This window comes from Gloeomargarita sp. SRBZ-1_bins_9 (genome assembly GCA_039794565.1).
Taxonomy (GTDB): Bacteria; Cyanobacteriota; Cyanobacteriia; order Gloeomargaritales; family Gloeomargaritaceae; genus Gloeomargarita.
Window position 1 is genome coordinate 16813 of record JAUQVX010000015.1, and the last position, 10977, is coordinate 27789.

General features: G+C 62.1%; 9 protein-coding genes. 2 read left to right on the forward strand and 7 right to left on the reverse strand.

Annotated features, from left to right (window positions below):
* Positions 1-50: 50 nt before the first annotated feature.
* Genes gatB through Q6L55_10875 form a run of 3 tightly spaced genes read right to left on the reverse strand, consistent with a single transcriptional unit; the run spans position 51 to position 5555 of the window.
* The gene (gene gatB / locus Q6L55_10865; GenBank protein MEN9259210.1) at positions 51-1529 is read right to left on the reverse strand and encodes an Asp-tRNA(Asn)/Glu-tRNA(Gln) amidotransferase subunit GatB; all 1479 of its coding nucleotides are present in this window, start codon (positions 1527-1529) and stop codon (positions 51-53) included.
* Between the two features lie 43 nt (positions 1530-1572).
* Positions 1573-4278 carry a protein phosphatase 2C domain-containing protein gene (locus Q6L55_10870; protein MEN9259211.1) on the reverse strand — a complete coding sequence of 902 codons (2706 nt, stop codon included), beginning with the start codon at positions 4276-4278 and terminating at the stop codon, positions 1573-1575.
* Between the two features lie 44 nt (positions 4279-4322).
* Positions 4323-5555, reverse strand: coding sequence for a phosphoglycerate kinase (locus Q6L55_10875; protein ID MEN9259212.1), 1233 nt, complete (start codon positions 5553-5555; stop codon positions 4323-4325).
* Positions 5556-5635: 80 nt separating this feature from the next.
* Here Q6L55_10875 and Q6L55_10880 point away from each other — a divergent pair, with 80 nt between their 5' ends.
* Positions 5636-6004 carry a universal stress protein gene (locus Q6L55_10880; GenBank protein ID MEN9259213.1) on the forward strand — a complete coding sequence of 123 codons (369 nt, stop codon included), beginning with the start codon at positions 5636-5638 and terminating at the stop codon, positions 6002-6004.
* On the opposite strand, the gene pstA is transcribed toward Q6L55_10880, so the two are convergent.
* Genes pstA through hemL form a run of 4 tightly spaced genes read right to left on the reverse strand, consistent with a single transcriptional unit; the run spans position 5972 to position 10023 of the window.
* On the reverse strand, positions 5972-6844 hold the full coding sequence (gene pstA / locus Q6L55_10885; GenBank protein MEN9259214.1) for a phosphate ABC transporter permease PstA: 873 nt from the start codon (positions 6842-6844) through the stop codon (positions 5972-5974). The two genes, Q6L55_10880 and pstA, sit on opposite strands and share 33 nt — an antisense overlap.
* Positions 6841-8367, reverse strand: a complete 1527-nt coding sequence (locus Q6L55_10890; GenBank protein MEN9259215.1) for a glycoside hydrolase family 3 N-terminal domain-containing protein — start codon at positions 8365-8367, stop codon at positions 6841-6843. The genes pstA and Q6L55_10890 overlap by 4 nt, the downstream gene beginning before the upstream one ends.
* The gene (locus Q6L55_10895; GenBank protein ID MEN9259216.1) at positions 8318-8719 is read right to left on the reverse strand and encodes a pre-16S rRNA-processing nuclease YqgF; all 402 of its coding nucleotides are present in this window, start codon (positions 8717-8719) and stop codon (positions 8318-8320) included. The genes Q6L55_10890 and Q6L55_10895 overlap by 50 nt, the downstream gene beginning before the upstream one ends.
* Positions 8719-10023 (reverse strand): glutamate-1-semialdehyde 2,1-aminomutase, encoded by a 1305-nt coding sequence (gene hemL, locus Q6L55_10900; GenBank protein ID MEN9259217.1) that lies wholly within the window; start codon positions 10021-10023, stop codon positions 8719-8721. The genes Q6L55_10895 and hemL overlap by 1 nt, the downstream gene beginning before the upstream one ends.
* Before the next feature lie 398 nt (positions 10024-10421).
* Between hemL and Q6L55_10905 the strand changes: the two genes are divergently transcribed.
* Positions 10422-10859, forward strand: a complete 438-nt coding sequence (locus Q6L55_10905; GenBank protein ID MEN9259218.1) for an ABC transporter substrate-binding protein — start codon at positions 10422-10424, stop codon at positions 10857-10859.
* The last annotated feature ends 118 nt before the right edge of the window (positions 10860-10977 follow it).

The following is a 10977-nucleotide window of genomic DNA, read 5'->3' on the forward strand; positions in this document are numbered from 1 at the left end:
AACGCCTGGTTTCTTGCTTCTCCATCATACGTCACTCCCCGGCCCTTGGGTTACTCGGCTAACTTTTGCTTCAACAATTCGTTAGTGCGTTTGGGGTCGGCCCGCCCGTTGCTACGCTGCATCACCTTGCCCACAAAAAAGCCAAACAGTTTCGTCTTGCCCGCCCGGTATTGCTCCACTTCCTGGGGATGGGCCGCCAGCACTTCGTCAATCCAGGCGCCGAGCAGTTCCGGGTCCGACACCTGGGTTAACCCCCGGGCTTCCACCAGGGCCTTGGGCGACCCCCCTTGGGCCAGTAACTCCGGCAGTAGGTCCTTGGCAATCTTGCCGCTGATGGTGCCTGCCTGGATCAATTGGATCAATTCTGCCAGTTCTGAGGGACGGCAGGCTAGGTCGCGGATGTCCCGCTTTTGCGCCTTCAACCAGGCCGTTACGTCGCCGGTTAACCAGTTGGCTGCCAGTTTGGGGTCTGCTCCTGCTGCCACCGTCGCCTCAAAGTACTCGGCCATCGCCCGCTCGTCGGTCAACACCCGGGCGTCATAGGCGGACAAATGAAGTTCTTCTTCGTAGCGATGGCGTTTAGCCGCCGGCAATTCCGGGAGTTCCTGGCGCCAGCGTTCGATCTGTCCCGGCGTCAGTTGAATCGGGGGCAAGTCCGGCTCCGGGAAATAGCGGTAGTCGCTGGCGCCCTCTTTGCTGCGCATGCTGACGGTGCGTTGCCCCGCTTCATCCCACAGGCGGGTTTCCTGGATAATGGGTTCGCCTTTTTCCAGGGCGGCCATTTGCCGTTTCGCCTCGTAGTCAATCGCCCGCTGGAGAGCACTAAACGAGTTCAGGTTTTTGATTTCCACCTTGGTGCCGAACCGGCTTTCCCCCACCGGCCGCACGGAGATATTCACATCACAGCGCAGGGACCCCTCCTGCATATTGCCGTCGCATACCCCCAGATAGCGAACAATCCGGCGCAACTCCTGGGCGTACTCCGCAGCTTCAGCCCCCGAGCGCAAATCCGGCCCGCTGACAATCTCGCACAGGGGCACCCCGGCCCGGTTAAAGTCCACCAGGGAATAGTCCGCCCCCGCCAACCGCTCCGCCCCCGCGTGCACCAATTTGCCCGCGTCCTCCTCCATGTGCAGTCGCTGAATCGTCACTCGCTTGCGATAAAAACGGCCCTGGTCATCCGGCAGTTCAATTTCCAGCCAACCGTTGGTGGCAATGGGCAGGTCGTACTGGGAAATCTGGTAGTTCTTGGGTAGATCGGGATAGAAATACTGCTTGCGGTCGAATTTGCTGTAGGGGGCAATAGTGCAATTCAGGGCCAAAGCCGTCTTGACCGCATAGGCCAGCACCTGTTCGTTCAGTACCGGCAAAACCCCGGGATGGCCCAAACAAACCGGGCAAATCTGGGTATTTGGGGGAGCGCCAAAGGCCGTGCTACAGCCGCAAAAAATTTTGGTGGCCGTCTGAAGTTGACAGTGGATCTCCAGACCGATGATGGTCTCGTAGCGGGTGGCAACGGTTGCACTCATGCTGGCCCCGGAACCGACGTCCTTTTTCTAGTATAGGCCGGTCCTACTCCTGCACCCGCCACAGCAGAACCTGCTTGTCGTCGCCGCCGGAGACCAGCAACCGGCCGTTAGTCGTTATCGCCAGGTGCTTCACCGCTTCCCGATGCCCTCTCAGGGTGACCACTACCGACCCATCGGCCAGGTCCCACACCCGGATGCCTGGTTCCCCCACCGTTCCCGTCGCCGTGATCAACCAAGCGCCATCCGGGCTAAACAGCAAGTCATAGACAATGCCCGGCGCCTTTAAGGTGCGCAACCCATGCCCCTGGGTCATCTCCCACAGTACAATCCGCCCGTCCACACCGCTACCGGCGGCCAGCACCTGACCATCGGGGCGAAAGGCCAACGACCAAATCCCCTGGCGCAGCTCCGGGCGCGTGAAGGTATAACGGCGTTGGCGTTGGGGGACATCCCAAACTTCCACCAGGGATTGACCTTGGCTCCCGGCGGCGACGAGGGCGCCATTGGGACTCACCGCCAAGGCATCAATCTTACCTAGCGCTAGCAGGTCCTGGGTAAAAGTGGGGCTGCGGACGGTTCGCTGTAAATCCCACAGGTAAATCGTACCGTTGGCGTCCCCCACGGCCAAAAAACGGCCGACGGCATCCGTGGCCAGGGCGGTAACCACACCTTTAGGAACAGTCAACGGCCCTAATTGGCGACCATCCGGCACAGACCACAGAACCAGGCCACTCCGGTCAACACTGACCAACTGTTGCCCCTGTCGCACAAACGCCAACCCCATCACCGGACTTCCGGCAGACCGCAAACGCCGTTCCCTGCCCTCCCCCCCCACAGACCAGAGCGCAATGTAGCCATCGTCACTGCTGACGGCTAAATGTTCCCCCTGGGGATCGAGGGCCAAGGCGTTGACCTGTCCCGGTGCCGTGATCACGGTGGGGGTAGCGGCAAACCGCGGTACGGTGGCCCCAGGGTTCTCCAGCGGCCGATCCTGGACAGCAGGACGTTCGTACCACCACCAGACGGCGCCGGTTGCCAACACCAACAGCCCCCCCACTAGGCCCAACCGCCAGACCGACGGGCGATGACGGGTTGGGGGGCAGCGTTTCTGGGTTGCCGGTTCTCGTGGTGCCGCTGGCGGCGGGGACGGATCATGGGGTCTCTGGGTGGCAGCGACCGCCGGATAGCCATTGGCCCCCATCAGGGCCGGGTCCACTTGGTAATGCAAGAGCACCACCGTCACGTTGTCGTGGCCGTTGCGCCGGTTGGCCAGGTCAATCAGCCGCTGGGCCGCCGCCACCCCATCCCGCTCCCCTCGCAAAACCGGCAACAACTCCCAGGGCCAGTACTGGTCCACCAGGTCGTTATCGCTAAGACCATCCGAGCAGATCAGCAGGAGGCTATCTTCCTCGTCGAGCAGCAACCGCTGGATAGTAGGGTGCAGAACGTTCGATGCACTGATGCCCAGGGCCTGGACCAAAGCCCCCGCCGCGGGTTGACGGATGGCTTGGGGATAAAGGCTATAGCCCAACCGCACCTCCCGCGACGCCACATCATCATCCGTGGTGACTTGGTAACAGCCGTAGGGGGTGATCCAATAGGCCCGACTGTCCCCCACATTGGCCACAAACAGTTCGTAGTCCCGCACAAACGCCAGGGTCAGCGTCGTCCCCATGCGCTGGCGTTCTTGCCGCTGCTGCTGGTTGTTGAGGTGGTTGAGCCGGTCGTTGGCCTGGCAAATGGCCCTGACCAGTTCCGCCGTCACCGTCTTGGTATCCAGTTGGGCGAGCAGAGGGGGATGCAGATGCTGGCTGACCGCTGCGATGGCCAGGTTGGCCGCCATATCTCCCCCCTCGTGGCCCCCGATACCATCGCAAACCACCGCCAGGGACGCCCTATCGGTGTGGGACTGGTGGGGAGGGGGGTAACAGGCATCTTCATTACGGCGGCGGGTGGGGCCGGGGTCGGTCTGGGTGACGATACTCACCTGGCTAGGCCACTGGTCCCGAAAGCGCCCCAGGGTTTGCTCAATACGTTGTAACCAGTCTTCCGCACCAGTGATTTGCTGCTGGATCATAGCCTCACACCACTGGGCCAAGGGTTCTTGCACCCCTGGTCTGGCGCTGGGCACCAACCGTTGGAGCAACTCCCCCAGGCGGGCCAGCGTGACCGGTTCAGGGTCAGGCACCAATTCCCGTAGGCGCAGCACCGGCCCTTCCACCCGCAACAGTTGGGGCTTCAACAGACTACTTGCCACCTGCTGGTAATACAGGGCAGGCCATAAACGGGCCATTTGCCATAGCCAATTCAATTGCCGAAATGCCGTCGCCTGGGTCCAGGCCGCACCCAACGGCTGAGCCACCTGCTGGTCAGGGAGAGGGTCGCCGTATTCCTTGGGCAACAAGGGGGCATGGGCCAGCAGTAAGCGCAACTGGTTCCCCACCGGTATCACCCCATAAACCTGGGGCACGTGCAGTCGCCAGGGAAACAAACGTAAGTAGGGCTGGGCCGCTAACGGCACCGTATCCACACTCAAAGGCGGGCGTCCGGGTTGACTATCCAATAACAAATTGGGTCCCTGCAGGCGATACCGCTGGCGATAGGGACGTTCGAGGTCCGTTTCCTGGAACGGTTCACCGGGAACCCACAGGAAAAGCCTTTTGACCGGCGCCCCGCAGACTTGGCAGAATTGTTCCGTCCCCGGATTGAGACTGTAGCAACTGGGGTTGGCACATTCGATAGGGTCCATCCATCCTGCCAGAGGGTGATGCCGGTTTGCCTACCGATCTTAGCCTACAGGTCTTCCAAGGCCGCAATCCCCGGCAGGATTTTCCCCTCCAGCAGCTCTAAACTGGCACCGCCTCCCGTAGAAATGTGGCTCATCCGGTCCGCCAGACCCGCCTGCTCCACCGCCGCCACCGAATCGCCCCCGCCAATGATCGTGGTGGCCCCCTGAGCGGTTAAATCGGCCAGAATCTGGGCGACCGCCCGCGTCCCGGCGGCAAACCGCTCAAACTCAAACACCCCCATCGGCCCATTCCACACCACCGTCTGGCAGCCCTGCAACGCCTGGCGAATTTGCTCCACCGACGCTGGGCCAATATCCAACCCCATCCAGCCCTCGGGAATGGCCGTCACCGGTACCGTTTGGGCCTGGGCATCCGGGGCAAATTTATCGGCCACCACCACATCCGTCGGCAGCAGCAATTGCACCCCCCGCACCTGGGCCTTGGCCATCAGGTTTTTCGCCAGCTCCACCTTGTCCGTTTCTACCAGGGATTTGCCCACCCCCAGCCCCTGGGCCAGGTAGAAGGTGAAAATCATCCCGCCCCCGAGAATCAAACGGTCCACCTTTTCCAGCAGGGCCTCGATCACCCCAATTTTGCTAGAGACCTTGGACCCGCCGATGATCGCCGCCAGGGGCCGCCGGGGATGTTCGATCGCCCCCTGCAGATACTGCAATTCCTTTTCGATCAAAAACCCCGCCACCGCCGGTTTCAGGTAGTGGGCCACCCCCTCGGTGGAAGCATGGGCGCGGTGGGCTGTTCCAAAGGCATCGTTAACGTATAGATCCGCCAGGGCCGCCAGTTTTTGGGCAAAGACCGGGTCATTGGCCTCCTCTTCAGCGTAAAAACGCACGTTTTCCAGCAGGGCTACCTGACCATTTTGCAAACGTTGCACCACCTGCTGGGCCGCTTCACCGATGCAATCCGGGGCAAAGACCACCTCCGTGCCCAGGAGTTCCGCCAGCCGTGCCGCCACCGGCGCCAGACTATTCCCCTCCTTGACCAGCTTCACTTCGCCCGTGGTTTTGTCCTTTTGGAAAGGCCGGCCCAGGTGGCTACACAGGATCACCTTGGCCCCCCGTTCCCGCAGGTATTGGATGGTGGGGAGCGCCGCGCGAATCCGGGTGTCATCGGTAATCCGCTGTTCCTTATCCAGGGGGACGTTGAAATCTACCCGTACCAGGACCCGTTTGCCCGCCAGGTCCGCCTCCGTTAAACTGGCCACCGTTTTCTTCGCCACGGCATTCCTCCACCCAAATCTGGAATAATCGAGATTGATCTCGCACCCTATTGTACCGGTGAACCAGTCACCTGCTGGTTATGTTTCACAAAATTCTGCTGGCATTGGACCCCCATCGGGAACCCCTGGAACCGGCCCTGGCCCTGGTGACCTTTTGCGGCGCGGAATTGACAGTTTTGGCGGTAGCTCCTACGGACGCCGAGGTGCCCACAACCGAAAGCTGGCTGGGGGAGGTGGCAGCGGCCATTGCAGAAAAAGGTATCAAGGCAACTCCCCTGGTGCGGGTGGGGCAACCGGCCTTTGTGATCTGTGATGTGGCGGACGAATTGAACGCGGACCTCATCATCATGGGTTGCCGGGGGACAGGACTCACGGAAGAGGGCATGGCCGAAAGCGTCAGCATCCGGGTGATCAACCTAGCCCCCTGCCCGGTGCTGGTCATCCCCTAAGCCCCGCGCCAGTCCGTTCAACCCCAGCACCACCGCTACCAACCCGAGGGCTGCGGCCCAGGCCAAGGCTTGCTGGTTGGCAAAAGGCGACAGGGCAAAGGTGTAGATCAAAACGGGCAACGACGCCACCGGCTGCGTTAGCAGGGCCTCTAGACCCAGTTCCCGCAGGGGTAAGTAATGCCGGGAAAACAAGGCCGTGAACAACAGGGGAGCCGTTTCTCCGGCGGCCCGGGCCAAGGCCAAGGTCAACCCATCCCGTATCCCCGGCCAGGCTTGGGGCAACAACACCCGGGTCACCAGCTGCCAGCGGGTCGCCCCCAAGGCCCAAGCCGCCAGCCGTACCTCCTGGGGCACTGCCGCCAACGCCAGCCGAGTGGTGGTGGTCAAAACAGGTAGCATGATCAGCGCTAAGGCCAGGGCGCCCGCCAGGGTGGAAAACCGCCGGGTGTGTACAATCACCACTCCGAACACAAACACCCCCACCAGGATAGAGGGCACGCCCGCCAACACCTCCAACCCCAGACTTAACCCATTCGCCAGGGAGGGCCAGGGGCAAAACTCGCTCAGGTACACCCCCGCCAACACCGCCACCGGCCCTGCCAGCAACACCGCCAACAGCAACAACAGGCCACTGCCCACCAGCGCCGGGCCTAATCCCCCCCCCGCATCCAAGGGCGCCGGAGGCAAGGCCGTCAGCACAGTCCATCCCCCCCGTAGCCACTGGACTGCCCCCCGGTAGGCTACATAGCCCAAAATGGCCCCCAAAACCCCCAGCACCGTCACCAGCGCCAGCATGGTCAGGGCCGAGAGGACCCCATCCCGCAGCCGCCGTCCAGTCATCCTTGCTCCTGCAACCGCTGCCCCACTACCTGTAATTGGGACGTGCGAAATCCCCCCGCATCCACCAGCGTAACCTGGGGGGGCACCAGGGCCGCATCCCCAGGGGAACCCACCAGCACCACTACTACCCGCTGTCTTAATGCCGTCACCGCCTGTAGCACCTGCCGTTGCCCCGGATAGCGCTGGGCGTGATAGAGCAACAGCACATGGGTCGTGGTTGAGGAACATGCCGGCAAAGGTGTGGAGTCAGCCAAGGACGTCATCACCACCTGGGCGTCCGGCAGCCGCAAAAGCTGGGCCATCTGGCCTGGGTCGAACCAGCAGGGTTCAAACAGCACCCCCTCCGCCAGCGGTCCCACATCCGGCATGTATAGGCAAATGGGGTCGGATACCGGCAACCATCCCTGGGGGTCGCGCACCACTTGGACCGCCGCCTGGGCTATGGCCATCGCCAAGGCAGTTGCCGGTTCCGGGTGGACCGACGTCAACACCTGGACCACATCCGTCCGGGCCACCAATTGGTCAATCCGCGCCAGGGCCATCTCCTGCTCCGGCAACTCCCCCCTTTGTTCTGCTGCCGTCAAGACCTCCATAACGTGGGCGATTTGGGCCTCGCTGGCCTGACCGACAATTGCCACGTCGTGCCCCGCCTGTAACGCCTGCCGCACCCGCTCCGGCAATGACCCCTGTAATTGCAGCGCTCCCATGCCCAGGTCATCGCTGACACAGACGCCGGTAAACCCCAACCCCTGGCGCAAATAAGTGTGAATCAGCCGCCGGGAAAACGTGGTGATGGCCTCTGGGTCCAGCGCCGGCGCTTGCAGGTGGGTGGTCATCACCGCCGGTATCCCTGCCTGGATTAGGGTTCGAAACGGCTGCCAATGGCATTCCCACTCAGTCAGTGACAGAGCCACCTGGGGCAAACGGTCATGGGGATCTATTACTGCCGCTCCCAATCCCGGAAAATGCTTGGCGCAGCCTGCTACCCCAGCCCGTTGCATACCCCGCCACAGGGCTACCCCCAACCGGGCCACCAATTCCGGTTCCCGACCGAACGAGCGCCACCCCAGCCCCGGATTCGGCTGCGTCCCCATCACATCCACCACCGGCGCCAGGTTCCAGCCGATGCCCAACGCCCGCAGCTCCCAGCCCATCTGCTCCCCCATTTGTTCCGCCCAACGTTCCGCCTGGGTTACATCCCGTTGCCCCACCTGTCCCAGGGCATAATTCCCCGGCCATACCGTACTGCCAGCCAAATGGCGTACCACCTGGCCCCCCTCGTGGTCTATCGCCACCACCAAGGGTCGCCCTAGTTTTTCCCGCAACCTCAACAACCGTTGGGGCAACTCCTCCAGGGGCATCACTTGGGAGCGAAACAGCAGCAATCCCATTGCCCCCGTCTGCTGCAACCGGTGCAACGCCGCTTCCCCCACTGGTCCCGGAGGCGCCCCCACCAGCAACCGCCGTCCTACTTCAGCCATGGCGTTGGCAGTAGCGCTCCACCAGGACCATCGCCGCCACATCGTCCACCGGACCCGGCAAAGGCCGCAGCCACCGGGGCAACCACCGCCGCCAACCCCGCGCCGGATGCACCTCCCAGTACCGCCGCTGCGCCTCCAGGGTGCTATAGCGCTCATCCACCAGGGCCACCGTGACTCCCGGCAGCTGGTCTTGCACCCATTGCCGCCAGGACTGGGCCGTCGTTTGGTCCCCCATCACCACCACCGCCGGACCGTACTGGGCGACCAACTGTTGCAGCAACGCCAGGGTTTCCGTCGCCGGCACCACCCGGTGAAAGAGCCAATCCCCCTGGACCGAGCGCACCGCCACGCCGCACTTATCCCGTCCCGGGTCCAACCCCACAATCACCGGCATCACCGGGGCAATTCCTGCAAAACCTCCCGGGCCGCCGCCAAGGTGGCGTCAATGTCTGCCTCCGTGTGGGCCAGGCTGGTAAAGCCCGCTTCAAACTGGGAAGGCGCCAGATAGACCCCTCGCTCTAGCATCCCCCGGTGAAAACGACTGAACTTTTGCAGGTCCGACGTCTTCGCCTGGGCGTAATTCTTCACCGGCCCCCGGGTAAAGAAAAACCCAAACATGCCCCCCAAACTGCCGCTGCACATGGGGTGGCCCAATTCATCGGCGATTGCCTGCAACCCCTGCACCAGGCGCGTAGTGATGCGCTCCAGTTGCTCATACACCCCCGGTCGTTGCAGCAGCTCCAGCGTTTTGATCCCCGCCGTCATGGCCAAGGGGTTACCCGAGAGCGTCCCGGCCTGGTACACCGGACCTGCTGGCGCCACCATTTGCATGATCTCCTTGCGGCCCCCGTAGGCCCCCACCGGCAACCCCCCGCCAATAACCTTACCCAGGGTAGTCAAATCCGGCATCACCCCAAAGTAGGCCTGCGCCCCCCCATAGCGGATACGAAACCCCGTCATCACCTCATCAAAGATCAGCAGCGCCCCTTCCTTTTGGGTCAATTCCCGCAGCCCCACCAGAAACTCCAGCTCCGGCAGGATAAAGCCTGCATTGCCCACCACCGGTTCCAGCACTACCGCCGCAATTTCCCCCGGATACTGGGCAAACAGGGCCTTGACCGCCTCCAGGTCGTTGTAGGGCGCTGTCAAGGTTGCTGCTGTCACCGCCTTGGGCACCCCCGGCGAATCCGGCAACCCTAGCGTCGCCACCCCCGACCCCGCCTTGACCAGAAACATATCCGCATGGCCATGGTAGCACCCCTCAAACTTGATCACCTTCTCCCGCCCGGTAAAGGCCCGTGCCAGCCGCAGCGCCGCCATACAGGCCTCCGTCCCCGAATTGACAAAGCGCACCATTTCGATGCTGGGCACCGCCGCGATCACCATTTCCGCCAGGATGTTTTCTTGACGGGACGGGGCGCCGAAACTGGTCCCCTTCCAGGCCGCCTCACAGATGGCTTGGATCACCTCCGGGTGGGCATGGCCACAAATCGCCGGCCCCCAGGTACCCACATAATCAATGTACTGATTGCCGTCCACATCCCAGATATAGGCCCCCTGCACCCGGTCAAAGACAATGGGCTGGCCCCCCACCGACTTAAACGCCCGCACCGGCGAACTCACCCCCCCCGGCATCAACTCCTGGGCACGGGCAAACAAACGCTGGGATTCCGTTGTGTTCCAAGCCGTGGCAACCATACTCTTTAGTCCCGTCCTGCTAGGCCAATGTTCCTGTCTATTTTACCCCTTGGGGAGCCGCCTCGCCGCTAACCATTTCATTGCCTTATAGGTTGCAGTAACTGAAATTATCAAATAAAATCGGCTTATTTTTTACCACTAGAAAGCTAAAATCATCCTCACTTTGCAAAGACTGTAACACTGTTTAGGATGGAGAGCAACCATGGTTTTTGGACTTAGAAATGCCCTGTTTTGGGGCTGTTTCATCTGAGATAATGGAGGAGTTGCGCGTGGCTAATCAGGGTTTAAGTCCGCGGAAATTTTTAACTGGCGCCGGCACGGCAACCGAGTTGGTTTTTAGGAACAAAGCTGCCGGTTGTGCTCAATCAGCGAGTAAACCGGAAACGACCAAAATTCAGTTGGGTTACCTGCCCATTGTGGGGTCGGCGCCCCTGATCATTGCCCAGGAGAAGGGGTTTTTTGCCCAGTACGGTCTGCCGGGGGTGGAGGTGATCAAGCAGGTCAACTGGGCGTCGGCCCGGGACAATGTGGTGATCGGCGCGGCGGGGGGCGGCATTGACGGGGGGATGTGGCAACTGCCCATGCCCCACCTGATCACCGAAGGGGTGATCACCAACGGCCAAAAGGTGCCCATGTACGTGCTGGCCCAGCTGATTACCCAGGGAAATGGCATTGCCATCGCCGGAGCGCACCAGGGGAAGGGCATCCACCTGCGCATCCAAAACCCGGATTACATCAAGGGCTTCAGTCGCACCAACGGGCGCAAGTTCCGGGCGGCCTATACCTTTCCGGGGGGCAATCAGGAGTTGAGGAGGCGGGTTTTCTGGCGGTCTTGACGGCGCAGATGTGGCCGGCCCATCCGGAGGAGTACCTGGCGGTGCGGGCCGACTGGGTAGATCAACATCCCCAGGCGACGCTGGCGCTTCTGCAGGCGGTGATGGCGGCCCAGCAGTG